We start from the raw sequence: 25,034 nt of genomic DNA on the forward strand, positions 1-25,034 counted from the left end.
TTCGCTGTCGCTTGCTAGGCGGTGCCGGCACGACTGTCGAGGCGAGGCGGCGCCCACCCGATTGCAGTTAATGCAACTAGAGTTGGAAATATTGCACTTGCGTCATGGCGTGGTGCGATGCACAAAAGCCGTGCCTTTCAGGCATCCTCTCCTAAAAACTTTTCGGCCGGGCTCTGCCCGGCCTTTTTTTTGGTCCGCACCTCGGATAGGGTCCGAGTCGCCGCACCTCTTCGACAAAATAAAATGCGCGGGCAGGATGGATAGGATGCAGCCGGTCGAACCGGCATGCGAGCGGAGGGAGCGGCGCAGGGCCGCTCCCTCCCGGGCGGGAACGGGCCGGCCATCGTCCTCGACTGCGACAGGTTCTTCGAACGGCCTTCTCGACCTCTGTCATCACTCGCCGCGCTGTGCCACGGTCGCGGGATGAACCAACATTCCACTGATCTCGGTGGTGCCGCCACTGCTGCCGCCGAACTCACCCTTCGCGGCATCCTGCTCGGCGGCGTCATCACGCTGCTGTTCACCGCCGCGAACGTGTATCTCGGGCTCAAGATCGGGCTCACCTTCGCCACCTCGATCCCCGCCGCGGTGATCTCAATGGCAGTGTTGCGCGCGTTTCGCGGCGCCTCGATCCTCGAGAACAACATCGTCCAGACGGTCGCATCGGCGGCGGGAACGCTGGCAGCGATCATCTTCGTGCTGCCCGGGCTGGTGATGATCGGCTATTGGCAGGGCTTCCCCTTCCTCACCACCGCCGCGATCACCGCCACCGGCGGCATTCTCGGCGTGATGTTCTCGGTGCCGCTGCGCCGCGCGCTCGTCGTCGACACACCGCTGCCCTATCCCGAGGGACGCGCCGCCGCGGAGGTACTCAAGGTCGGCGAGGAGAGCCGCACCGGCGGCAGCGAGAGCGCGCGCGGGCTCGCCGCCATCCTCAGCAGCACGCTGGCGTCCGCGGCCTTCGCAATTATGACCCAGACGCGGCTGGTCGCGGCCGAGGCGGCCACCTTTTTCCGCGTCGGCGCGGGCGCGACCGGGATCACGGGCGGGCTGTCGTTCGCGCTGCTCGGCGCGGGCCATCTGATCGGCCTTTCGGCGGGCATGGCGATCCTGCTCGGCGTCGCGGTCGGCTGGTGGCTGGTGCTGCCGATCCTCACCGCCATGGCACCGCAGGCGGGCGATGTGGCCGTCTGGGCCAATAACGTGTTCCGCACCGACGTGCGCTTCTTCGGCGCCGGGGTGATCGGGGTCGCCGCGATCTGGACGTTGTTGCGCATCGCCGCGCCGGTTGGCGCCGGCTTGCGCGCTTCGCTCGGCGCCAAGCGCGGCGCGAGCATGGCGGTCGAGGAGCAGGACCTGCCATTCGCGGTGGTCGCCGCGGGCACGCTGGCGCTGCTGGTGCCGGTCGCCTTGTTGCTCCACAGCGTGATCGCGGGCGGCCCGCTGGCGGGGAGCGAATGGCTGCTGATCGCCGGCAGCCTGTTGTTCGTGCTGGTGGTCGGGCTCGTGATCGCGGCGGTGTGCGGCTATATGGCCGGGCTGATCGGCGCGTCCAACTCGCCCGTTTCGGGAATCGGCATCCTGTCGGTGCTCGCCGCGGCGACGCTGTTGGCGGGCTGGTTTGGCCGCGGCGGCGGGCAGAGCGAAACCGAAGCCCTGGTCGCTTACGCGCTGATCGTGACCGGTATCGTCTTCGGCATCGCCACCATCTCCAACGACAATCTGCAGGACCTCAAGACCGGGCAGCTGGTCGGCGCGACGCCATGGAAGCAGCAGGTGGCGCTGGTGATCGGGGTATGCTTCGGTTCGCTGGTGGTGCCGCCGGTAATGCAGCTGCTCTACACCTCGTTCGGCTTCGCGGGCATGCCGGGCGCCGGCCCGAACGCCCTGGCGGCGCCGCAGGCCGCGCTGATCTCGGCGCTGGCGCAGGGCGTGCTGGGCGGCGATCTGAACTGGACGATGATCGGCTGGGGCGCCGCCGCGGGCGCGGTGTTCGTGCTGCTCGACGAGGCGCTGGGGCGCGCGGGCAAGCTGCGGCTGCCGCCGCTAGGGGTCGGGCTCGGCATCTACCTGCCCATGTCCGCGACGCTGACCGTGGTGATCGGCGCGATCATCGGCCATCGCTACGATCGCTGGGCCGAGCGCACCGCCGATGTCGAGGCGACGAAGCGGCTGGGCGTGCTCACCGCGACCGGGATGATCGTCGGCGAGAGCCTGTGGAACGTCGTCTTCGCGGGCATCGTCTATGAGAGCGGCACCGACGCACCGCTCGCGCTGGTGAGCGGACACGAGCAGATCGCGCTGGTGGCGGGAACGCTGCTGTTCGCGGCGGCGGCGTGGATGCTGTACCGTCGGGCGCGTCGTCTCGCCGTCGCGTGAGTCTCGGGCCGTCGTCCCGACCCTGAGCCGGGATCCATCGCGCCGCGCACGCAGCAAGCGTTGTTCGTGCGGCGACATGGATCCCGGATCAAGTCCGGGATGACGGGGATATTGGCGGAGGGCGCGCGGCTCGCCCCGCCCCGCCCCGCCCAATTACATCTTGGCGAGCAGCTCGCTGATCGAGACGAAGGCGAAACCGACCGAGCTGTCGGCGATGCCATAGGGCATGAACAATTTGTCGCCGTGCTTCATCGCGCCGCAGGTGTAGACCACGTTGGGCACATAGCCCTCACGGTCCTGGTCAGCGGCGGCGAGGATCGGCGAGCGGGTGCGACCGATCACGCGCGCGGGATTGTCCTTGTCGAGCAGCGCGGCGCCGATCGAATATTTGCGCATCGCACCGACGCCGTGCGTGAGCAGCAGCCAGCCCTCGTCGATCTCGATCGGCGGTCCGCAATTGCCGATCTGGACGAACTCCCAGGGGAAGACGGGCTTGAGGATCAGCTCGCCGTCGTCCCAGTGCGTGAGATCGTCGGTCTTGAGCAGATAGAGATTCTCACCGTCCTGCCGACCGATCGACAGATACTGGCCGTTCACCTTGCGCGGAAACAAAGCGATGCCCTTGTTACGCGCGGCGCTGCCGGTCATCGGCACCAGGTCGAAGGCACGGAAGTCGCGGGTGCGCAGCAGCTCGGACTGGATCGTGGCGCCGTTATACGCGGTATAGGTGCCCAGCCACTCGATCGTGCCGTCGTCGTGATGGAACTGGACCAGCCGCAGATCCTCCAGCCCCTTCGACTGCGCATCGGTGATCGGGAAGATCACCGTGCCCGAGAGCGTGCTGTCACGATGACGATGGACCGTCACCGGCCCCGTCGGCGGAGCCTCCTCGTCGGTGCCGGTGGCGTCGGTGGCGGTCGCGAACGGCGGCTCGGGCGCGAGCTTGAGCTCATTGTCCGATGTGATTATCCCCTCGCGGAAGGCGACGGAGGAAATATGCCCCTCGCCGACCGCGCGCAGGCTCATCAGGATGCGCTGGGCCCCCTCCTCCATCCCGCTCTGATCGGGATGCGCGACCGCGCTGGGGTTCATCAGCGCCGCGGCGGCGTAGCTATATTCGTGGCAGAAATAGGCGCCGATCAGCTGGCGCTTCTCGTCGCTGATGCGGCTGCCGTCGAGGTCATGCGCCGCCGCGATCTCGTCATAGCGGGTCATGAACACGCGCCGCGTCTGCCAGTGGCGCGCCTCGAAGTCCTTCAGCACCAGGTCGAGCTGGTCGCGCGCCTCTTGCGGCGACATGTCGAGCACCTCGCTGATCAGCCGCTGCGAGCGGCTGACGCCGTTGGCGTTGGCGATCCAGCCGATGTGGAACGGGCGCACCACGACGCGCGACGGATCGGCATGCAGGCGCAGCCGGTGGTTGAACAGCTCCAAGGACCAGCCTCGCGATAGTGGACGTCGGTACGCGCGCGTCGCCGCTCAGGCGACGTCGCGCTGTGCCCCTGCCACTTTTCCGGCGCGCTTTGAAAGCCCCGAAATCGCGCACGAGGCCATTTGCAAGGCGAGGATCGACTCCGCTCCCTGGTTGCGGTTGAGCCCGGTCGGCATCAGCCCGTCGAAGCAGCCACCGTCGCGCTGCGTCGCCAGCGGCAGATCGAGGTCGTTGACGCCGAGGTACCAATCATAGGCGCGCTTGGCCTCGTCGTACCAGCGCGCGTCACCCGTGGCGTCGAACGCGGCGGCGCAGGCATCGATCGTCGCCTGCGCTTCGAGCGGCTGCTGGTCGAACGGCAGCGGCTCGGCATAGACACGGCCGAAGCTCTCCGAGCCCACCGCCCGGAAGTGACCCTCGGGCGCGGTCTGCTTCGCCATAATCCACGCGAGCGTGTCGACGCCGCAGGCGATCAGGTCGGGGCGATCGAGCGCCACGCCCGCCCGCAGCATCGCCTCGGGCAGGCGCGCATTGTCATAAGCCAGAACGATCTCGAACCAGCCCCACTCGGGCCGGCGCGCCGCGTCGAGCAGCTTGAGGTGCTCCTCCGGGAACCGCCGCAGGATCTGCGTCGCCAATTCGTGCCGCGGCGACGCCTCCAGCATCGCCGCCGCGCCCAGCATGGCGAATGCCTGCGCGCGCGGGCTGTGCAGTTCGAGCGCGAGCGTCGCGGTCGAGTCGAACATGGCGCGCGCCCAGTCGCGATGCTTGGGCTCGTGCGCATCGCGCGCGGTGACGCCGAGCGCCCAGAGCGTGCGGCCGTTCGAGTCCTCGGAGCCAACGTCCTCGCACCATGTCCGGTCGAAGTTCATGAAGTTGCGGAAGCGCCGCGCCTCCGGGTTCCACGCATATTGGACAAACGACGCGTAGATCGTCATCCACTTGTCGCGCGTCGCCGGCTCCAGGTCGGGCACCGCGCTCATCAGCATCAACGCGCGCGCATTATCGTCGATGCAATAGCCGTGACGCCGGTCGGGCACCGAGTAGATTGAGTGCTGCAGCATCCCGGTCGAGTCACTCATCCGTTCGACGGCCGCGATATCGGGAGGCAACACCTTTGTGTCGGTGTCCCCGCTGCCGCGGAGGCGATGCGGCCTGGTCGCGATACTCGTCGCGATCTCGTCCATTGCTTGCTCCACTACACGAGGCCAGATCATCGTTCGGCCACGCGCATAAGCACGCGACGACAGTCGTTCGAGGTTGCGCGCGCTGCCGAGGAGATTGTTGATCTCCCGCGCGAAGGCGGCGGAATCGCGGAAGTCGACCAGCACCCCGTGCCCGTCCGCGAGGATTTCGGTGGCATGGACATAGGGGGTCGAGATCACCGCTTTGCCGACGCCCACGGCGTAGCTGAGCGTGCCGCTCGTGATCTGTGCCGGGTTGAGATACGGGGTGGCGTAAATGTCCGCCGCCTGGAGATAGTCGATCAGGTCGTCGTGATCGACGAAGGCGTCGATGAAGGCGACATTGTCACCGACACCGAGCTCGGTCGCGCGCGCCTTGAGCGATTCGCGATACTTCTCGCCCTCATGCGCCACCAGATTGGGGTGGGTCGCGCCGAGCACGATATACATGGCGTCGGGATTCTTCTCGACCACCGCCGGCATCGCCTCGACGATGGTCTCGATCCCCTTGCCGGGGGCGAGCAGCCCGAAGGTGAAGATCACGCGCTTGCCGTCCCAGCCGAACCGCGACTTGAACGCGTTCGGGTCCGCGAAGGCGCGATCGGGCACGCCGTGCGGGATCGTCGCGATCGACTTGGGGCTGGCGCCATAGACGCGCTCGAGGATCTCGCGGCCCCGCTCCGCCATCACGATCACCTTGGAGGCGCGGCGCAGCAGCCCCTCCAGCACGGTGCGCTCGGCAGCGCTCGGCTTCTCGAGCACGGTGTGGAGCGTCACCACCAGCGGCAGCGTCAGCCGATCGAGCAGCGCGAAGATGTGCGCCCCGGCGTCGCCGCCATAGATGCCATATTCGTGCTGGAGCCACAGCACCTGCGCACCGCTCTCCTCGATCCGGCGTGCGGTCGAGACATAAGCGGCGCGATCGTGCTGCGGAATCGCGGCGGTGACGGCGGCGGGATAATCGTAGCGGCCCGGGTGATCGTCCATCGCATAGACGTCGACCTGGACATCGGGGAAGCGCGCGCGCAGCGCGCTGTACGTATCGGTCGTGAAGGTCGCGATGCCGCACTGTCGCGGCAGGAAGTTACCGATCAGGGCGATGTGGTTGACGTCCTGCGGAACAGCCGATTGATTCATCCCTACGCCTTCGCTCATGCAGCAAGGAGGCCACCCGCCTCCCGGCTCATGGTATGAACCAGCCATGAGCGGAATGGTTGCAGCTATGCTGCACTGCACGATACCCGGCGCGGCGGGACGCGATCACCCGCGCCCGCGATAGCTCGCTACGCCCTGATCGGGCAGCCAGAGATCGGCCGGCGGCGCGGACGACTGCCAGAACACGTCGATCGGCATACCGCCGCGCGGATACCAATAGCCGCCGATGCGCAGCCAGCGCGGGCGCATCTCCTCATACAGCCGCTGGCCGATCCCGACCGTGCAATCCTCGTGAAAGGCGGCGTGGTTGCGAAACGCGCCGAGGAACAGTTTGAGCGACTTGGACTCGACGATCGTCTCGCCAGGCACATAGTCCAGCACCAGATGCGCGAAGTCGGGCTGGCCGGTCACCGGGCAGAGCGAGGTGAACTCGGGCTGGGTGAAGCGCACCAAATAGGTCTGGCCGGGGCGCGGGTTGGGGACATAATCGAGCACCGCCTCCTGCGGCGAGGCGGGCAGCGGGCTGTTCTGGCCAAGGTGCATCGGGGTCATGCGCCCGCACATAGGCACACGCGCTGCGGAATGCGACCTGTTGCCGTGCCGCCGCGCGCGGCTATGACGAGCGCATGGAACCGCTCGTTTCCGCCGAATGGCTCTCCGCCGAGATCGGCGCGCCCGATCTCGTGGTGCTCGACGCCAGCTACGACGCGCTGCTGCCCGGCGAGCCGCCGCGCGATCATGCCGCCGAGTTCGCCGCCGGTCACATCCCCGGCGCGCGCTTTATGGATCTGGCAGGCTTCCATGATCCGGCTGCGCCGCTGCCCTCGACCATGCCCGACGCGGCGCGCTTTGCCGAGCGGATGGCGCGGCTGGGGGTGAGCACCGCGAACCGGATCGTGCTGTACGACGACGCGCCGCATTACACGGCCGCGCGCGCCTGGGTGATGCTGCGCGCGTTCGGCTATGAGCGCGTGGCGCTGCTCGACGGCGGGATGGCGGCATGGCGCGCGCTCGAGACGCGCGACCCTCCGCTCCCCGCAAGCGACAGGTCGGGGGTGAATGCCGGGGCCCAGGACCTGTCCGCGAAAGCGCCACCGGCCCCCGCTTTCTTCCCTGCAGACAGGCGAGACGGTATCGTCGATCTCGACTCGATGCGCGCGATCCAGCGTGAGGGGACCGCGAAGATCGTTGACGCGCGCTCCGCCGCTCGCTTCACCGGCGAGGAACCTGACCCGCGCGCCGGCGTCGCGCCCGGTCATATCCCCGGCGCGCGCAACCTGCCCTACAAGCGCCTGTTCGACGCCAACGGCCGCTGGAAGCGCGGCGAGGCGCTCGCCGCCGCCTTCCGCGACGCCGGCGTGGACCTCGATCGTCCCATGGTGATGACCTGCGGCTCGGGCATCACCGCCAGCGTGCTCGCCTTCGGCGCGCACCTGCTCGGCCGAGACGCCGCGGTCTATGACGGCAGCTGGACCGAATGGGGGGCGGACCCGACCACCGCGAAAGCGACCGGCGCCGCATGAAGGACGAGCCGCTCAAGTCCGCCACGCGCGTCGTCCAGGCCGGGCGCCGCGACGAATGGACCGGCGGGATCGTCAACACGCCGGTATGGCGCGCCTCGACGATCCTCTACGACGACGTCGCCCACCTGCGCGCCACCGGCGCGCGCGACACGCATCATCGCCTGTTCTACGGTCGCCGCGGCACGCCGACGCAGTGGAGCCTCGCCGACGCGCTCACCGAATTGGAGCCGGGCGCGGAGGCGACCTTCCTCTATCCTTCGGGCGTCGCGGCGATCGCGGCCTGCCTGCTGACGCTGCTGTCGCCGGGCGACGAGCTGCTGCTGGTGGACAGCGCCTATGACCCGACCCGCGCGCTGGCGGACAAGATGCTCGCGCGGATGGGCATCACCACCCGCTATTACGACCCGATGATCGGCGCCGGCATCGCCGAGCTGATCGGCGACCGCACCCGCGTGATCTTCATGGAAAGCCCCGGCAGCCTCACCTTCGAGGTGCAGGACGTGCCCGCGATCGTCGCCGCCGCGAAGGCGCGTGGTGTCGCGACCGTGATCGACAACACCTGGGCGACGCCTTTGCTCTTTCCGGTGATCGGGCTCGGAGTCGATTACTCGGTGCTCGCCTGCACCAAATATGTCGGCGGCCACTCGGACGTGATGATGGGCTCGGTCACCGCCGCACCCGGTCGCTTCGCGGCGCTGCGCGACACCAGCTTCCAGCTCGGTCAGGTGATCAGCGCGGACGACGCCTTCCTCGGCAGCCGCGGGCTGCGCACGATGGCGGTGCGGCTGGCGCAGCACGAACGCAGCGCGCTGGAGGTAGCCCGCTGGCTCGAAGGACGCGACGAGGTGGCGCGCGTGCTCCACCCGGCGTTGCCGTCCTGTCCGGGGCATGACCTGTGGCGGCGCGACTTCGCCGGGGCGTCGGGATTGTTCTCGTTTGTGCTGGCGGGCGGCAACGACGCGGCGCGCACGGTGCTGATCGACTCGCTCGACCATTTCGGCATCGGCTACAGCTGGGGCGGGTTCGAGAGCCTGGCGGTGCCGATCGACCCGAAGCGTCACCGCAGCGCCACCGAATGCGCGTTCGAGGGACCGCTGGTGCGGCTGCAGATCGGGCTCGAGGATCCGGCTGATCTCATCGCCGACCTGGAGCGCGGGCTCGCGGCATGGCGCGGGGTGATGGCGGGTTAGAGGGTCGGTCGGCCCGGCTATTCGGCGGCCACCTCGGTAACGGTCACCCCGGCCTTGAGCCGGGATCCATGGTGCCACTCACGCGCCGGACGAGACCCTCGCGGCACGATGGATGCCGCGTCGCGCCCGGCATGACGAATGCGATAGCGGCCGCGCCGACCACTCCGGTGCTCCTGCGCACGCAGGAGCCCAGAGCCACGGGCGTTACTCCTGCGGCCTTGGGCTCCGCGGTTGAGATGGAGCTCCCCGCGCCTTACTGCTGCGGTGTCGGCGTGGCCGGCGCTGGCGTCGCCGGCGCGCTCGCCGCCGCACCCGCGCTGGCGCGCGCGTCCTGTCCGTCGCCCTGCGGTGCGGCGATGATGTCGCGCGTTGTCTGGCCCTTGTCGACGACGTTGGTCTGCGGGTCGCCCGCCTCCGAACGGATGCCCGCGGGCGCCGCGCCGGTGCCGCCGGCCTGATCCACCACGCCGGCCTCCGCCGCGCTGCGCTGCGCCGGGCCGCCGAACAGCGCGTCGATCGCCTGCGCCTGCGGGTTGTTGCCCTGGGTGCGCGCGGCGCCCGGCTGCGGCGGCACCAGCGCGAAGTCGGGCGGGATGATCAGCGGCGCCTGGCGCGCCACCGCGAACTCGTCGGGGCGGGCGCGGTCGTAGCCGCGCTTGCCGCAGCCGGCGAGCAGGGCGAGCACCGCCATACCGGACACCGCGACGACAGACTTACGCATGGACATTCTCCGAAGGATCGGGGCGCTTCTCGCGGATCAGGAGCGCGCGCACCAGCAGAATCAGCACGCCGATCGTAATCGCGGCGTCGGCGACGTTGAACACCAGGAAGGGTCGCCACTCGCCGAAATGGAGATCGGCGAAGTCCACCACATAGCCCAGCCGCACGCGATCCAGGATGTTGCCGAGCGCACCGCCGAGCACGAGGCCGAGCGCGGCCTGCTCGCCGGTTTTTTCCTCGCGCACCATCCACACGGCCACCGCCACCGCGATCGCACCGGTGAACGCCACGAGCAGCCAGCGCATCATATTGGTTTCGGCGCGCAGCATCCCGAGCGACACGCCCTCGTTCTTGGTAAAGCGCAGGTCGAAGATCGGCAGGATCTCGCGATAGGCGCCGAGGAAATCGATCGCGAGCGGACCGGTGACGATCCACTTCACCAGCTGATCGACCGCGAACACCGCCAAGGCGATGGCGAGGCCGAGGCGCGGCAGCGATCGCTTCACGCTTCCTCCCCCACCACCGCGGTGCAGCGGCCGCACAGCGCCTCGTCAACCGTCACCTCCGGCAAGTGACGCCAGCAGCGACCGCATTTGTGATAGTCGGTCCGGGTCACGTCGACGCTCCCAGCCGGCGTCACCTTCGCCACGATGAACGCCTCGGCGAGTTGCGCGGCGTCGAGCGGCAGGTCGGGCACGGTCACCTCGGCCTCCAGGCTGGAGCGCACCGTCTTCTCGCGACGCAGCGGCTCGATCGCCTCGGTCACGCGGACGCGCAGCGTGCGCACCGCCTGCCACCGCGCTGAGATGTCCTCGGCGGCGGGTTCGGGCAGGAGCGGCCACTCTAGGAAGTGGACCGAACTCGCCTCGTCGGGAAAGCGCGCCTGCCACACCTCCTCGGCGGTGAAGACCAGCACCGGCGCGGCGTAGCGCACCAGAGCGTGGAACAGCACGTCGAGCACGGTGCGATAGGCGCGCCGCTTTACGTCGTCGGCGGCGTCGCAGTAGAGCGAGTCCTTGCGCACGTCGAAGAAGAAGGCCGAGAGGTCCTCATTGGCGAAGTCGGCGAGCAGGCGGACGTAGCGGTTGAATTCGAAGCCGCGCGCCGCCTCCCTCAGTTCCATGTCGAGCGCGTGGAGCAGGTGGAGCACATAGCGCTCCAGCTCGGGCATCTCGGCGACGGGCACGCGCTCCTCCTCGGCGAAGCCGTCGAGCGCGCCGAGCAGGTAGCGGAAGGTGTTGCGCAGCTTGCGATACGAATCCGAGGCGGTGGCGAGCACCTCCTTGCCGATGCGGATATCATCGAAATAGTCGGTCGAGACCGCCCACAGGCGCAGGATGTCCGCGCCCGATTCGCCGATCACCTTGAGCGGATCGACGACGTTACCGAGGCTCTTCGACATCTTGCGGCCCTGCCCATCGAGCGCGAAGCCGTGGGTGAGCACCGCGTCATAGGGCGCGCGTCCGCGCGTGCCGCAGCTTTCCAGCAGCGACGACTGGAACCAGCCGCGATGCTGATCCGAGCCTTCGATGTAGAGGTTGGCGCGGGTGCCTTCCCCGTAGCGCGCCTCGACCACGAAGGCGTGGGTCGAGCCGGAGTCGAACCACACGTCGAGGATGTCGTTGACAGGCTCATAGTCGGCGAGGTCGTGCGCATCGCCGAGCAGCATCTGATGGTCGGCGGTGAACCAGGCATCCGCGCCGCCGTCGCGGAAGGCGGCGACGATGCGCGCGTTGACCGCCGGGTCGTTGAGATACTGGCCGGTGGCGCGGTTCACGTAGAGCGCGATCGGCACGCCCCAGGCGCGCTGGCGGCTGATCACCCAGTCGGGGCGGCCCTCCACCATCGAGCGGATGCGGTTCTCCGCGCGCGGCGGCACCCACTGCGTCCGCGCGATCGCGTCGAGCGCGAGCTGGCGGAGCGTGGGTGCGTTGCCGCGCTCGGCCTCGTCCGCCGCACCCGCCCCGGCAGTGGCGGAGTCACCCGCCGCCGCGCCGTTCGCCACGTCCATCGGGATGAACCACTGCGGCGTCGCGCGGAAGATCACCTTCGCCTTCGAGCGCCACGAGTGCGGGTAGCTGTGCTGAAAGTCGTCGCTCGCGCCGAGCAGCGCGCCCGCCGCGCGCAGATCAGCGCAGATCGGCCCCTCGCTGGCAACAAACTTCTTGTTGATCACGCTGCCCTGCCCGCCGAGCCAGGCCCAGTCGGCGCGGTAGAAGCCGGCGGCGTCGACCGCGAAGACCGGCTCGATGCCATTGGCCTTGCACAGCAGGAAATCGTCCTCGCCGTGATCGGGCGACATATGGACCAGTCCGGTGCCCGCATCGGTGGTGACGAACTCGCCCTCGAGGAACGGCCGCGGCGTCGCGAAGAAGCCGCCGAGGTGATGCATCGGGTGGCGCGCGGTCGCGCCCTCCAGCACCGGACCCTTGATGAGCGCGACGATCTTGCCCATCGGAATGCCGGTGCGCTTGGTGAAGGCGGGCATCAGCGGCTCGGCGACCAGATACCGCCGCCCCTCGTGCTCGAACTGGAGGTAATCGATCGCCGAGCCGTAGGCGAGCGCCTGGTTGACCGGGATCGTCCAGGGCGTGGTCGTCCAGATCACCGCCAGCGTGCCCGCGAGCCCCGGATATTCGGGGCAGTCGATCACCTCGAAGCCGACATCGATCTGCGTCGAGACGACGTCCTCATATTCGACTTCGGCCTCGGCGAGCGCGGTCTTCTCCACCGGGCTCCACATCACCGGCTTGGCGCCGCGATACAGCTGGCCGCTCTCGGCGAACTTGAGCAGCTCGCCCGCGATCACCGCCTCGGCCTCGTAGCGCATGGTGAGATAGGGATTGTCCCAGTCGCCCATCACGCCGAGCCGCTGGAACTGCTCCTTCTGAATCTGCACCCAATTGTTGGCATAGGCGCGGCACTCGGCGCGGAACTGCGCGACCGGCACCTGATCCTTGTCGAGCTTCTTGGCGCGATACGCCTCCTCGACCTTCCACTCGATCGGCAGGCCGTGGCAATCCCAGCCCGGCACGTAGGGCGCGTCATAGCCCATCAGCGAACGGCTGCGAACGATCACGTCCTTCAGCACCTTGTTCATCGCATGGCCCATGTGGATGTCGCCATTGGCGTAGGGCGGGCCGTCGTGGAGGATCCAGCGCTCGCGCCCCTGGCGCTGCTCGCGCAGGCGATCGTACAGCCCGATCCGCTTCCAGCGGTCGAGGATCGCGGGCTCCTTCTGCGCGAGCCCCGCCTTCATCGGGAAGTCGGTCTTCGGCAGGAAGACGGTGGCGCGCCAGTCGCGCGGCGTGTCGGATGCGTCGGCCATGTGGGACATGGCCTTAGCGCCGCGTCAGCGCGCCAGCAACGCCCGCGCGGTGGTGCAGTCGCGCTTCATCTGCGCGACCAGCGCGTCCAGCGTGTCGAACTTCGCTTCCGCGCGGATATAATCGATCAGCTCGACCTCGAGCATTTGGCCGTAGAGATCGCCTGAGAAATCGAAGAAATACGGCTCGAGCAGTTCCTTGGGCGGGTCGAAGCTGGGGCGGATGCCGAGGTTGGCCGCGCCGTCGAGCACGCGCCCGTCCGCCAGCCGTCCGCGCACCGCATAGATGCCATAGGCGGGGCGCAGATACTTGCCCATGTCGAGGTTGGCGGTGGGATAGCCGATCGTGCGGCCGAGCTTGTCGCCGTGCTGCACTACCCCCTCGATCGCGAACGGTCGCGTGAGCAGCCGCGCGGCGCCGCGCGGGTCCCCCGCGCCAAGTGCGGCGCGGATGCGCGTGGACGAGACCGGCTCGCCGTCGAGCATCACCGCGCCGACGGTATCGACCGAGAAGCCGTTCGCCGCGCCGGCGGCGCGCAGCGTGGCGATGTCGCCGCTCTTGCGGTGGCCGAAGGTGAAGTCCTCGCCGGTGACGACGCCGCCGACGCGCAGCGCGCCGACCAGCCGCTCCGCGACGAAGGCATCGGCGTGGAGCCCGGCGAGCGTTTGGTCGAAGTGGAACACCACCATCGCGTCCGCCCCTGCCGCGGCGAAGAGGCGCGCGCGCTGGTCGAGCGTGGTGAGGCGGAACGGCGGTGTTTCAGGGCGGAAGTAACGCACCGGGTGCGGGTCGAAGGTGGCGACCAGCGCGGGCCGCCCTTCCGCGCGCGCGCGCTCGACCGCGCGGCCGACGACCGCCTGGTGACCGAGGTGAAAACCGTCGAAATTGCCCAGCGCGACGATCCCGCCGGCCAGCCCGGCCGGCACCGCCGAGCCGCCGTCAAGCCGCTCCATGCGCGGCGCCTTAGCGGCTCGGCCGGCCCGGTGCCAGCGTCACCGTGCCAGCGTGACGAAGTCATGCGCGGGACGATCGCCCTCGGCCGGGTGCGACTCGCGCGCCAGCTCGCGCCAGCCGGTGAAGGCCGGGACGATCGCGTCGCCCGCGGGCGCGACATGGACCTCGGTGAGCTCGATCCGGTCAGCGCGGTCGAGCAGGAGCGCGAAGATCTCGGCGCCGCCGATCACCGCGACGCGCGCGTCCAGGTCGCCGGCGCGGGCGAGCGCGAGGGCGACGTCGGGCGTGTGCGCCACCTCGGCGCCCGCGGCGTGCCACGCCGGGTCGCGCGTGAGCACGATATGGCGACGGCCGGGCAGCGGTGCGGGAAAGCTATCGAACGTCTTGCGCCCCATCACCATCGCCTGTCCCATGGTCAGTGCCTTGAAGCGCTTGAGATCGACGGGCAGGTGCCACGGCAGCCGCCCGTCGACGCCGATGACGCCGTTGTCGGCGCGCGCGAGAACGAACGTGATCATCCGTGGGGTGGTAGCGGGCGGCCGCTGGCGAGGCCAGCGACCTTCGTCATCCCGGCCTCGAGCCGGGATCCATGGTGCAGGGCAGGCTGACGTGCGTGACGCTCGCCGCGACATGGATGCCGGGTCAAGCCCGGCATGACGAGGAAGACGGGAGGATGGGCCAGCCGCTCCTCTCCGTCACCCCGGACTTGTTCCGGGGCCCACCCGTCGGCGCGCACCAACGCTGGTGGAGAACGCGGCTCGGTGGATCCCGGACCAAGTCCGGGATGACGGCGGTGGGTGGGGGCGCGCACCTGTGCCGCGCCTCGACCCACCCCCTCACCGCCCGATCAGCTCCCGCACCTTGGCGATGCCGAAGCGCAGCGCCTGCTTGGCGTCGACGTGCGGCATGGCCGGCACCTCGGCCGGGTCGACCAGAGCGTGCAGGATCGCCGGCCCCGGCACCGCGAGGAACTCGGCCACGGTCGCGTCCAGCGCGGCAGCGTCGCGCGCGGTGAAGCCCTGCGCGCCGCACGCGCGTGCGAAGGCGGCGAAGTCGAGGTTGGGGAAGCCGGTGCCCTTGGCCGCTGGCAACCCCGCTCCCTCCATTTCGAGGTGGACCAGCCCCCAGCCCGAATTGTCGTACACCACCACCTTCACCGCCAGCGCGTGCTCGACCGCGGTCATGAACTCGCCCAGCAGCATCGTCAGCCCGCCGTCGCCGACGTGAAGGATCACCTGCCGCTGCCGGTCAAGCAGCTGCGCTCCGTTGGCGATGCCCATGCCGGTGCCGACCGCGGCGTTGTTGAACGAGCCGGTGATCCGCTGCCGCCCGGTCTGGCGCAGCCAGTTGGCCGCCCAGAGCGTCACCTCGCCGGTGTCGGTGACGAGGATCGCGTCGGTCGCGGCGCGGTCGCTCACCGCGCGCGCTACCGCCTGCGGGTGGATCTTGTCGCCGGAACGCGCGGGATCGGCGCGCTCGTCGAGCATCCGGTCCCAGGCGGCGCGGCGCTCCTGCGCCTGGTCGAGGAAGGCAGTGTCGGTGCGCTGCGGCAGCCGCTCGAGCAGCGCGCGCAGCGTCGGGCGCACCGAGCCGACCACCCCGAGCTTGACCGGCGCCCGCCGCCCGATCGCCAGCGCGCGCTCGTCCACCTGAATGACGTTGCCGTGCTTGGGCAGGAAGTCGACGTAGGGGTAATCGGTGCCGAGCATCACGAGCAGATCGGCCTGCTGCACCGCGTCTGTGCCCGCAGTGCCGCCGATCAGTCCGACGCCGCCGATCCAATAGGGCTCGTCATAGGCCATGATCTCCTTGCCGCGATAAGTGTGAAGCAGCGGCGCCTGGAGCCGCTGAGCGAGCTGGCGCAACTCCTCGGACGCGCCGCGGCAGCCCGCGCCGCAGAAGATCGCGACGCTCTTGGCCTCAGCGATCAGCGCGGCCGCGGCGGCGACGTCGGGCTCGGCGGGCGCCACCTCGGGCAGCGGGCGCAGGGTGGCGAGGCTCGGCACCGCGCCGGGGGCGCTCGCCGCGAACACGTCGGGCGGGATGCTGAGGTGCGCGACGCCGCGGGCGCCATATGCCTCGGCGATCGCCTGGTGAAACACCGCGGGCGCCTGCTCCGCCGCCGCGACCGTCTGGGTATAGGCGGCGACATCGCGGAACAGCAGGTCGGGCGAGTCCTCCTGGAGATAATCGGTGCCGCGGTGCGCGCCGGGCACCCCGCCGGTGATGGCGAGCACCGGGGCATGATCCTTGCGCGCCTCGTACAGCCCGGCGACGAGATGGTTGCCACCCGGACCCGTGGTCCCGGAGCACACCGCGAGCTGGCCGGTCAGCTTGGCCTGCCCCGCCGCCGCGAGCGCGGCCCCCTCCTCATGGCGCACGCCAATCCAATCGATCCGGTCGTCCTGCTCGATCGCGTGGGTGAAGGGATTGAGCGCGTCGCCGACGATCCCGAACACATGGCGCACGCCGACCTGGGCGAGCGTGTCGACGAGCAGTTCGGCGACGTTGGGCATACGGCATCTCCTGGCGGGTACTGCGCCCTAACGCCTTGGGATCGTGGGAGTGCCCGGATCGGTGATGGGGCAGAGCGGAGTGTGCGACCGCCTCTCCCTTCCGTCATCCTGAACTCGTTTCAGGATGACGCCGTCGCGGGCGTTGCGCGCGCCTTCCGCGCCCCCTCAGCGCCGCCGCGAGCCCGGTCGCGGCACCAAAGTGTCGAGCGCGTCGGCATTGTCGCGCCCCCAGGCGTAGAGCAGCTCGACCGGCACGACGAAGCGTTTCCCCAGCGGCGTCAGCCGGTACTCCACCGCGGGCGGCACCACCGTCTCGACGTGCCGCGTGATCAGCCCGCTGGCTTCCATCTCGCGCAGCGTCTGGGTCAGCATCTTCTTGGAGATGCCGGGCAGGCTGCGCTGGAGCACCCCGGTGCGCGCCGCGCCGCCGTGGCGCGCGTGGAGCGTGTGCAGCACCATGCTGGTCCATTTCGTCGCGAACAGCTCGAGCACGCGGCGCGGCGCGCAATCCTCACGCCATTCCTCGTCGGGGCTGCCGGCGTGCATGGTCACCTCCTGGTGCCTAGGGCACGTTCGGGTGCCGTCTAGAAGCTGCTGCCCCGGCTGCCTAGCTCCCTGGCAAGGCTCGACAAGCGAAAGGATCTGACGTGGCGAAGACGGCATTGGTGGTGGGCGCGAGCGGGATCGTGGGCGGCGCGACGGCGGCGCTGCTGGTGGAGCAGGGCTGGACGGTGCACGGGCTCGCGCGCCGCGCGGTCGACCTGCCTGGCGTGACCCCGGTCGCGGCCGACCTGCGTGACGCCGCGGCGACGCGCGCGGCGATCGGCGCGCTCGCGCCCGACGCGGTGTTCATCACCACCTGGCTGCGCCAGGACAGCGAGGCGGAGAACATCCGCGTCAACTCCGCGATGGTGCGCCACCTGCTTGACGCGCTACCCGCGCCGACGGCGCCGCGCCACGTCGCGCTCGTCACCGGGCTGAAGCATTATCTCGGGCCGTTCGAGGCCTATGGCAAAGGCACGCTGCCGCAGACGCCGTTCCGCGAGGAGCAGGGCCGGCTCGACGTCGAGAACTTCTACTATGCGCAGGAGGACGAGCTGTTCGCCGCCGCCGCGCGCGACGGCTTCAGCTGGAGCGTCCACCGCCCGCATACCGTGATCGGCAAGGCGGTCGGCAACGCGATGAACATGGGGACAACGCTGGCGGTTTACGCGACCTTGTGCCGCGAACTCGGCCGCGCGTTCACCTTCCCCGGCTCGGCGGCGCAATGGTCCGGGCTGACCGACATGACCGCCGCCGGGCTGCTCGCGCGGCACCTGCTGTGGGCGGCGGAGACCGAGGCGGCGCACGATGAGGCGTTCAATGTCGTCAACGGCGACGTCTTCCGCTGGCAATGGATGTGGGAGCGGATCGCGGGCTGGTTCGGCGTCGCGGCGGCGCCGTTCGACGGCACCGTTCGCCCGCTCGAGCAGCAGATGGCGGCGGACGCGCCGCTGTGGCGCGAGCTCGCGCTGCGGGAGGGGCTGGCCGAGCCCGAGCTCGCGCGGCTCGCCTCCCCCTGGCACACCGACGCCGATCTCGGCCGCCCGATCGAGGTAGTGACCGACATGAGCAAGAGCCGCCGGCTTGGCTTCACCGGCTATCAACCCACCGACGACGCCTTCTTCGCGCTGTTCGAGCAGTTGCGCGCGGAGCGGCTGATCCCGTGATGCAGCAGGCCGGCGCCTTCGTCTCAGACGGCGACGTCGGCCTTGATCGCGGCCTGCGGGGCATAGCCTTCCACCGCGAAATCCTCGAGTCGGTAGCCGTCGATCGTGTCGGGCCGACGCGTCAGCCGCATCGTCGGCACCAACCCGGGCGCGCGCGCAATCTGCTCGCGTGCCTGGTCGAGGTGGTTGCGATAGAGGTGGACGTCGCCGCCGACCCAGACCAGTTCGCCCGGCGTGAGATCGGCCTGCTGCGCGAGCATCAGCTGCAGCGCAGCGGCGCCGACGAAGTTGAACGGCGCGCCCAGCAGCAGGTCGACCGAGCGCTGGTACAGCAGGCAGTTGAGCCGCCCGGCCGAGCTCACATGATATTGATAGACCATATGGCACGGCGGCAGCGCCATCGCGCCCAGCTCGGGCACGTTCCAGGCGTGGAACAGCATGCGCCGGCTCGCCGGATTCTCGCGCAGCGTGCGGACGAGGTCGGCGATCTGGTCATATTCGCGTCCGTCCGCGCCGAGCCACCGCCGCCACTGCTTGCCGTAGACCGGGCCGAGCTCGCCCCAGCGCGCGGCGAAATCGTCGTCCGTGACGATACGGCGCTCGAACTCCTCCTGCGCGATCGTCTCGCCGGTCGCGCGACGATAAGCCTCGAGCGGCCAGTCGGTCCAGATACGGACATTGTCGCGCAACAGCGGCTGGATGTTGGTGCCGCCGGTGAGGAACCACAGCATCTCGCGCACCGCGGTCTTCCAATAGACCCGCTTGGTGGTGAGGATCGGCGCGGCGCCAGCCGAGAGGTCGAAGCGCAGCATCGCGCCGAACAGCGATCGCGTGCCGACTCCGGTGCGGTCGAGCCGCTCGTCGCCGTGCTCCAGCACCTGCGCCATTAGGTCGAGATAGGGCTGCTCGGGATGGGGCATGGCGCGGGTGGTAGCGGATGCGAGAGCGGGCGTCATCCCGGCGCGGGTTGTGATCGGCACGGCCCTAAGCAACTTTGTGCCCCGGCATTGGCCGGGAAAATAGCCAGGAAAGGACGACCGCAGCCCCTACCCGGCCTTTGCCTCGTCGTTGATCCGGCAGGCGCGGATCGCCGCCGGGTCTGGCCGCGGCCCCGCCGCGCGGAAGGTCGAGAAATAGCCGCCCGCTGAGCGCATCTCGCGATAATCGACCTGCGCATAGCCGACCGCGGCGAACTCGCACTTCAGCAGCGCCGGTGGCGTGCCATGATCGCGCGTCGAGCGGTTGGCGTCCACCACCACCACCAGCCCGTCGCGGCGCAGCGACGGACGCATCCGCCACAGAAACTCGTAGGGCTGCGCGATCTCGTGGTACATATGCACCATCATGATGCGGTCGAAGCTGTTCGCCGGCAGCCGCGGGTCTGCCGGCAAGCCCAGCCGCACGCTGACGTTTTCCAGCCGCTCGCGGCTTACGCGCTCGGCCAGCGTGTCGCGCACCGTAGGGACGATGTCCTCGGCCAGCACGCGTCCTTCCGTCCCGACGCGACTGGCCAGGCGGGTGGTGTAATAGCCCTCGCCGGCGCCGAGATCCGCGACTGACATGCCCTTGTGGATGTCCGCCAGGTCCATCACTCGGCTCGCCTCGTTGAGCCGGTCGCGCGCTTCCTCGGTCGACCAGCGCGCCGAGACGATGCTGGCCACCGGCCGGTCCGCTTCGGGGAAGGGCCCGGGCTGCTTCGGCTCGTGCTTGATCAGTGGCTGTGTGCCGTCGCAGGCCGCCAGCAGCAGCGTCGCGGCGAGCAGCGCCGAGCGGGCCCGCGGGCGCGCCACTTAGTCGACGTCCTCCACCGCGACCTTCTCGCCGGTGACGCGCTGCGACAAGGCGGCGGCCATGAAGGTGTCGAGGTCGCCGTCGAGCACGTCGCCCGGCGAGGTCGAGGTGGCGCCGGTGCGCAGATCCTTCACCAGCTGATACGGCTGGAGCACGTAGGAGCGGATCTGGTGACCCCAGCCGATGTCGGTCTTGGTGGCGTTCTCGGCGTTGGTGACCGCCTCGCGCTCGGCCAGCTCGCGCTCATAGAGGCGCGCGCGCAGCTGGTTGTACGCTTCGGCCTTGTTCTTGTGCTGCGAGCGCTGGTTCTGGCACTGCACCACGATCCCGGTCGGCAAGTGCGTGATGCGCACCGCGGAGTCGGTAGTGTTGATGTGCTGCCCGCCCGCGCCCGACGCACGATAAGTGTCGATGCGCAGATCGCCTTCGTTGATCTCGACCTCGATATTGTCGTCGATCACCGGATAGACCCACACGCTCGAGAAGCTCGTATGGCGGCGCGCCGCGCTGTCGTAGGGGCTGATCCGCACCAGCCGGTGGACACCCGACTCGACCTTGGCATAGCCATAGGCGTTCTCGCCCTTCACCAGCAGCGTGGCGGACTTGATCCCGGCCTGCTCGCCGGCGTGATAGTCGACCAGCTCCACCTTGTAGCCGTGGCGCTCGGCCCAGCGCGTGTACATGCGCTGGAGCATCTCGGCCCAGTCCTGGCTCTCGGTGCCGCCCGCGCCCGCGTTGATCTCGAGATAGGTGTCGTTGGCGTCGGCCTCGCCCGAGAGCAGCGCCTTCACCTTGTCGGCCTGGGCGCGGTCGGCGAGCTGCGCGAGCGCTTCGGTGCCCTCGTCCGCCATCTCGGCATCGCCTTCGGCCTCGGCCATCTCGATCAGCTCGACCGTATCGGCCAGCTCGCGCTCTATCGCCCGGGTCGCGCCGATCGCCTCGTCGAGGCGGCGGCGCTCGCGCATCACGTCCTGCGCTTCCTTGGGGTTGTTCCAGAGCGACTGGTCCTCGACGCGCGCGTTGAGCTCGTCGAGCCGGCGCAGCGCGCGGTCCCAGTCGAGCGACTGGCGCAGCAGCGCCAACGCCGCGTTGATGGTGTCGACATGAGCCTGCGCTTCGGCGCGCATAGGGTATCTCCAGCGGTCACGTCATCCAGCAGGCGCCGGAATCTCGCGCGGCACGGGGATCGCATCACGGCCGGAGATCCCGGCCGACGCTGGGATGACGAAAGAATGTTCAGCGCGATGACTTAGTAGATGCCCCCCTGCCTCTGCAAGAAGTCGCTGTCGCTGGGCGGCGGGCCACTCGTCCCGGCGCTGGGCGCGGCGGTGGGTGCGACGGCCGGGGCGGCGCGACGCGCGCGGCGCGCCTCGCTCTGCGGCTTGAGCGCCTCCCAGATCACCGCCGGCTTGGGATCGTCGCCAGTCGGGAAGGTGCCGTACACGGGACGACCGGTGGCGCGGTCGATTCGTACCATGCGGATCCCCGGCGGCGCGCGGAACGGCAGCACCGGCAGACCGGCATAGGCCTTTTGCGCCCATTCCTTGAAGACCGGCACCGCCACCGTGCCGCCCTGCGCATAGCCACCGAGGCTGCGCGGCGTGTCGAAGCCGAGGTACAGGCCGGCGATCATCTGCGGCGTGCCGCCGATGAACCAGACGTCGGTGGGGCCATTGTTGGTGCCGGTCTTGCCGAACATCGGACGCCCCAGGTCGCGCAACGCGGTGGCGGTGCCACGCTGGATCACGCCCTCGGTGATATGGACCATCTGATAAGCGGTCATCGCATCGAGGACCTGATGCCCCCGGATCGGCAGCCGCGGCATCGCGCGACCGTTCCAGTCCGGCATGTTGCAGCCGTCGCAAGCGCGCCAGTTCTCCGGCCAGATCACCTGCCCGCGGCGGTCCTGGACGAAGTCGATCAACGTCGGGTCGTGCCAGCGGCCCCAGTTGGCGAGCACGCCATAAGCGTTGACCATCTTCTCCACCGTGGTCTCGCCAGCGCCCAGCGCGTAGCTGAGATAGGGCGCATAGTCGCCGATCTGCATCGCCTTGATCAGCTTGACCACCTTACCCATGCCGGTCTGCGCCGCGGTGCGCACCGTCATGAGGTTGCGCGACTGCTCGATGCCCCAGCGCATCGTGTGCGGCCCCGCCCCGCGCGAGTTGCCGAAGTTGCGGAAGCATTTGTTGCCGAGCGCCGCGCCCTGATAGACGCAGAAGGGGCCGTCGACGATGATCGAGGCCGGCGTCATGCCGTTCTCCAGCGCCGCGGAATAGACGATCGGCTTGATCGTCGAGCCGGGCTGCCGCATCGCCTGTGTCGCGCGATTAAACGACTGGACGCTGGCATCGAAGCCGCCCTGCATCGCCAGGATCCGCCCCGTCATCGGCTCCTGCACGACGAAGCCGCCCGAGATCTTGGGCACCGAGCGCAGTGCGAAGCTGCCCCCGGCCGGCGCCACCGCGATGATGTCACCCGGCGCGATCGCGTCAAACGCCGCGCCGCCGACGTTACGCACGGGCATCTGCGCGGCGTCGCGCGGCAGCTCGCCGGTGGTGCCGTCGGCGAAGCCGATCCGCCACGCCGCACCGTCGCGCGCGATCGCGATCGCGGCGCGCCAGTCGCTGTAATCGAGCATGATGTTGGTGTTGAGCAGCGCGCCGTACCATTTGTCGCCGTCGATGCTGACGTGGCGGAGCGGGCCGGACCAGCCACGGCCGCTGTCGAAGCGCAGCAGTCCGTTGCGCAACGCGTCCGCGGCATATTCCTGGATCCGCTTGTCGAGCGACGTGCGCACCCACAGCCCGCCGGCGTAAACGCTGTGCGGCCCGTCCTGCGACGTCTCGCCGAACTTATCGATCAGCTCGCGGCGCACCTCCTCGACGAAATAGCCGCCGACGCGCTCGAACTTGGGGGTGCGCCGGGTGATCGCACCGATCGGCTCCGCCGCCGCGACGCGCGCCTGCTCCTGCGTGACGAAGCCGTTGCGCACCATCTCGCGCAGGACGTAGTTGCGCCGCTCCAGCGCGCGATCGGTATCGCGGAACGGATCGTAGTTGGACGGGCCCTTGGGCAGGATGGCGAGATAGGCCATCTGCCCCAACGTCAGCTCGTCGAGTTCCTTGTCGAAATAGGCGTGCGCCGCAGCCTCGACGCCGTAAGCATTGCGGCCGAGGAAGATCTGGTTGAGATACAATTCGATGATCTGCTGCTTGGTCAGCGTCTCCTCGATCTTATACGCGAGCAGCGCCTCGCGGATCTTGCGAGTCGGCGAATATTCGTTGCCGATCAGCAGGTTCTTGGCGACCTGCTGGGTGATCGTGGAGCCGCCCTTGGCGCGCTGGCCGCTACCGAACTTGCGCGCATAATCGACCACTGCGCCGGCCAGACCGGGGAAGTCGACGCCGTGATGCTCGAAGAAGGTACGGTCCTCGGCGGCGAGGAACGCCTTCACCAGCAGCGGCGGGTATTCGTTATAGGCGAGCTCGACGCGACGCTCGCGCGCGTAGGAATAGACCGGCGCGCCGTCGGCACCGCGCACGTTGGTCGGCAGCGGCGGCTCATAGGCCTTGAGCTTCTCCACCGACGGCAGGTCGCGCGCGAACACCAGCCAGAACACGCCGAATGCGACCACCAGCAATGCGAGCAGATAGGTCGACCAGCGCACCAGCCGGCGCTGCCACAGCCCGCGCCAGCGACCGCCGTTCGGGGCCGCCTCGTCACGTACATCGAGAGGATCGGAAGCCATCGCGCACGGCGTTTAGCAGGTTCGCGGCGCGGGGGAAGCCGCGCGCGGTGCGCGGCGGGTCAGCAGCGGGTCAGCGCACCGCCAAGCGGCGCGCGAAATAGACCTCCACCGCGCGACGCACCGTTTCGGCGATCTTCTCGCGTCCGTCGCTGCTGTCGAGAAAGGCGGCGTCCGCCGGCGTGGAGATATAGCCGGTCTCGAACAGCACCGAGGGCATGTCGGGTGCCTTGAGCACCATCAGCGAGGCGGTGCGATGAAAATTCGTCTTCACCGGCATCAACGGCCGGGCCTCGCGGCCGAGCAAGCGCGCAAAGCCCGCGGACGCGTTCATCGTCTCGCGCTGAGCGAGATCGATCAGGATCGACGTGACGTCGGCGTCGCGCCCGAGCCGGACGCCCGCGATCACATCGGCCTTGTTCTCGCGCGCGGCGAGCAAGGCGGCCTCTTTGTCGGAGGCGACGTCGGAGAGCGTGTAGGCAGTTGCGCCGGTGGGCGTGCCGGTGCCGACGCTGTCACAATGGATTGATATGAAAAGGTCGGCGCGCAGCCGCCGTGCGATCCCGAACCGCTCGCGCAGCGGGATATAGCGGTCATCGTCGCGGGTGAGCGCCACCCGCGCCCGTCCGCCTTCCACCAGCGCGTCGCGGATCGCCTTGGCGATCTTGAGCGTCACCTCCTTCTCGCGCAGCGCAGCATGTGGGTTGATCGCGCCCGGATCGGCGCCGCCATGCCCGGCGTCGATCACTACCAGCGGGCGCCCCTCCGCCCCGACGACCCTGGGCAGGCGCAACCCGCGCGCGGGCGGCGGCACCGGAACGGAGACCTTGTAGCCGTCGCGTGCCTCGCGCGATTTCCACGGCAGGAAGTCGAGCCTGGGTGCGTCGGCGTCAGCCTCGGCGGCGCGCCGCGCCGCCGCGGCGGTGGGTACGACGAGCGCCAGCGCGGCGAGCGCCAGCGCGACGCCGCCATATGCTCCCTTGCGCCTCGTGCGGTACGTTCGCGGTGTCATCTCCGCCCTTTATCGCGCCGAACCTCTCCCCGTGGTTAACGGCACCGTGGGCGCGAGGGAATAGCCACATGAATCGTGCCGGTTGATGCGACGGTTCGGCGATGCTACCGAGATCATGACCGGAATGTTGCGCGATGCACGCGCCACGCTGTTCCGGCACCACTGCCCGACCGGCGCGACGCCGGCCCCGGGCCATCAGGTTGACGCTCGCAATGCCGCATCCCGCCCGATCGCTGCCCCGCCCGGCCTCTGCCGGCGGTTGCGCGGTCGCGGGTCGCTTCGCCACGACGTGCGAGGCAGCGCGGCCCGCGACAGCAGCACCCATCACCATCCGCGCCGCCGGCCCTCACGGGCGACCGGCCGCGCCTTATCGTCGCGCCGCCGCCCTCGTCGGG

The 25,034-nt window shown here is 69.4% G+C and carries 19 protein-coding genes; 4 read left to right on the forward strand and 15 right to left on the reverse strand.

Going from position 1 to position 25,034, the window contains the following annotated elements:
- Positions 1-423 precede the first annotated feature (423 nt).
- Positions 424-2,379 carry an OPT family oligopeptide transporter gene (locus ACMGDM_RS02215; RefSeq protein WP_436802505.1) on the forward strand — a complete coding sequence of 652 codons (1,956 nt, stop codon included), beginning with the start codon at positions 424-426 and terminating at the stop codon, positions 2,377-2,379.
- 153 nt (positions 2,380-2,532) lie between these two features.
- Here the strand turns inward: ACMGDM_RS02215 and ACMGDM_RS02220 are convergent, their stop codons facing one another.
- The 3 genes from ACMGDM_RS02220 to queF all read right to left on the reverse strand — a co-directional run bounded on the left by ACMGDM_RS02220 (position 2,533) and on the right by queF (position 6,702).
- On the reverse strand, positions 2,533-3,813 hold the full coding sequence (locus tag ACMGDM_RS02220; protein WP_436802506.1) for a glycoside hydrolase family 130 protein: 1,281 nt from the start codon (positions 3,811-3,813) through the stop codon (positions 2,533-2,535).
- A gap of 45 nt (positions 3,814-3,858) precedes the next feature.
- Entirely contained in the window at positions 3,859-6,132 is a 2,274-nt protein-coding gene (locus ACMGDM_RS02225; RefSeq protein ID WP_436802507.1) for a glycosyltransferase family 4 protein, read from the reverse strand.
- Between the two features lie 123 nt (positions 6,133-6,255).
- The gene (queF, locus tag ACMGDM_RS02230) at positions 6,256-6,702 is read right to left on the reverse strand and encodes a preQ(1) synthase (RefSeq protein WP_436802508.1); all 447 of its coding nucleotides are present in this window, start codon (positions 6,700-6,702) and stop codon (positions 6,256-6,258) included.
- A gap of 74 nt (positions 6,703-6,776) precedes the next feature.
- Here queF and ACMGDM_RS02235 point away from each other — a divergent pair, with 74 nt between their 5' ends.
- Positions 6,777-7,673, forward strand: coding sequence for a sulfurtransferase (locus ACMGDM_RS02235; RefSeq protein ID WP_436802509.1), 897 nt, complete (start codon positions 6,777-6,779; stop codon positions 7,671-7,673).
- Entirely contained in the window at positions 7,670-8,863 is a 1,194-nt protein-coding gene (gene metC / locus ACMGDM_RS02240; protein ID WP_436802510.1) for a cystathionine beta-lyase, read from the forward strand. The genes ACMGDM_RS02235 and metC overlap by 4 nt, the downstream gene beginning before the upstream one ends.
- 253 nt (positions 8,864-9,116) lie before the next feature.
- Here metC and ACMGDM_RS02245 read toward each other — a convergent pair whose 3' ends face one another.
- From ACMGDM_RS02245 to ACMGDM_RS02275, 7 genes are all read right to left on the reverse strand, one after another.
- On the reverse strand, positions 9,117-9,584 hold the full coding sequence (locus ACMGDM_RS02245; protein ID WP_436802511.1) for a DUF3035 domain-containing protein: 468 nt from the start codon (positions 9,582-9,584) through the stop codon (positions 9,117-9,119).
- The gene (lspA, locus tag ACMGDM_RS02250) at positions 9,577-10,089 is read right to left on the reverse strand and encodes a signal peptidase II (RefSeq protein ID WP_436802512.1); all 513 of its coding nucleotides are present in this window, start codon (positions 10,087-10,089) and stop codon (positions 9,577-9,579) included. Before lspA ends, ACMGDM_RS02245 begins: the two co-directional genes overlap by 8 nt.
- Positions 10,086-12,911, reverse strand: coding sequence for an isoleucine--tRNA ligase (gene ileS / locus ACMGDM_RS02255; protein ID WP_436802513.1), 2,826 nt, complete (start codon positions 12,909-12,911; stop codon positions 10,086-10,088). Before ileS ends, lspA begins: the two co-directional genes overlap by 4 nt.
- A 24-nt stretch (positions 12,912-12,935) precedes the next feature.
- The gene (locus tag ACMGDM_RS02260) at positions 12,936-13,862 is read right to left on the reverse strand and encodes a bifunctional riboflavin kinase/FAD synthetase (protein WP_436802514.1); all 927 of its coding nucleotides are present in this window, start codon (positions 13,860-13,862) and stop codon (positions 12,936-12,938) included.
- A gap of 39 nt (positions 13,863-13,901) precedes the next feature.
- Positions 13,902-14,381 carry a dihydrofolate reductase gene (locus ACMGDM_RS02265; RefSeq protein WP_436802515.1) on the reverse strand — a complete coding sequence of 160 codons (480 nt, stop codon included), beginning with the start codon at positions 14,379-14,381 and terminating at the stop codon, positions 13,902-13,904.
- A gap of 318 nt (positions 14,382-14,699) precedes the next feature.
- A complete protein-coding gene (locus ACMGDM_RS02270) occupies positions 14,700-16,379 on the reverse strand; it encodes a thiamine pyrophosphate-binding protein (protein WP_436802516.1) in 1,680 nt (559 codons plus the stop codon).
- A gap of 165 nt (positions 16,380-16,544) precedes the next feature.
- Positions 16,545-16,925: a winged helix-turn-helix transcriptional regulator gene (locus ACMGDM_RS02275; protein WP_436802517.1), complete on the reverse strand. Its 381-nt coding sequence runs from the start codon at positions 16,923-16,925 to the stop codon at positions 16,545-16,547.
- Positions 16,926-17,026: 101 nt separating this feature from the next.
- Here ACMGDM_RS02275 and ACMGDM_RS02280 point away from each other — a divergent pair, with 101 nt between their 5' ends.
- Positions 17,027-18,088 (forward strand): SDR family oxidoreductase, encoded by a 1,062-nt coding sequence (locus ACMGDM_RS02280; RefSeq protein ID WP_436802518.1) that lies wholly within the window; start codon positions 17,027-17,029, stop codon positions 18,086-18,088.
- Between the two features lie 23 nt (positions 18,089-18,111).
- Here ACMGDM_RS02280 and thyA read toward each other — a convergent pair whose 3' ends face one another.
- The 5 genes from thyA to ACMGDM_RS02305 all read right to left on the reverse strand — a co-directional run bounded on the left by thyA (position 18,112) and on the right by ACMGDM_RS02305 (position 24,639).
- Positions 18,112-19,008, reverse strand: a complete 897-nt coding sequence (gene thyA / locus ACMGDM_RS02285) for a thymidylate synthase (protein WP_436802519.1) — start codon at positions 19,006-19,008, stop codon at positions 18,112-18,114.
- A 126-nt stretch (positions 19,009-19,134) separates the two neighbouring features.
- Complete coding sequence (locus ACMGDM_RS02290) at positions 19,135-19,878, reverse strand: class I SAM-dependent methyltransferase (protein WP_436802520.1); 744 nt, start codon at positions 19,876-19,878, stop codon at positions 19,135-19,137.
- The gene (gene prfB / locus ACMGDM_RS02295) at positions 19,879-21,006 is read right to left on the reverse strand and encodes a peptide chain release factor 2 (protein ID WP_436802521.1); all 1,128 of its coding nucleotides are present in this window, start codon (positions 21,004-21,006) and stop codon (positions 19,879-19,881) included.
- 122 nt (positions 21,007-21,128) lie between these two features.
- Positions 21,129-23,630: a penicillin-binding protein 1A gene (locus ACMGDM_RS02300; protein WP_436802522.1), complete on the reverse strand. Its 2,502-nt coding sequence runs from the start codon at positions 23,628-23,630 to the stop codon at positions 21,129-21,131.
- A gap of 70 nt (positions 23,631-23,700) precedes the next feature.
- The gene (locus ACMGDM_RS02305) at positions 23,701-24,639 is read right to left on the reverse strand and encodes an N-acetylmuramoyl-L-alanine amidase family protein (RefSeq protein ID WP_436802523.1); all 939 of its coding nucleotides are present in this window, start codon (positions 24,637-24,639) and stop codon (positions 23,701-23,703) included.
- Positions 24,640-25,034 lie beyond the last annotated feature (395 nt).

The sequence above is a fragment of the Sphingomonas larreae genome, assembly GCF_051400595.1.
Lineage (GTDB): Bacteria > Pseudomonadota > Alphaproteobacteria > Sphingomonadales > Sphingomonadaceae > Sphingomonas.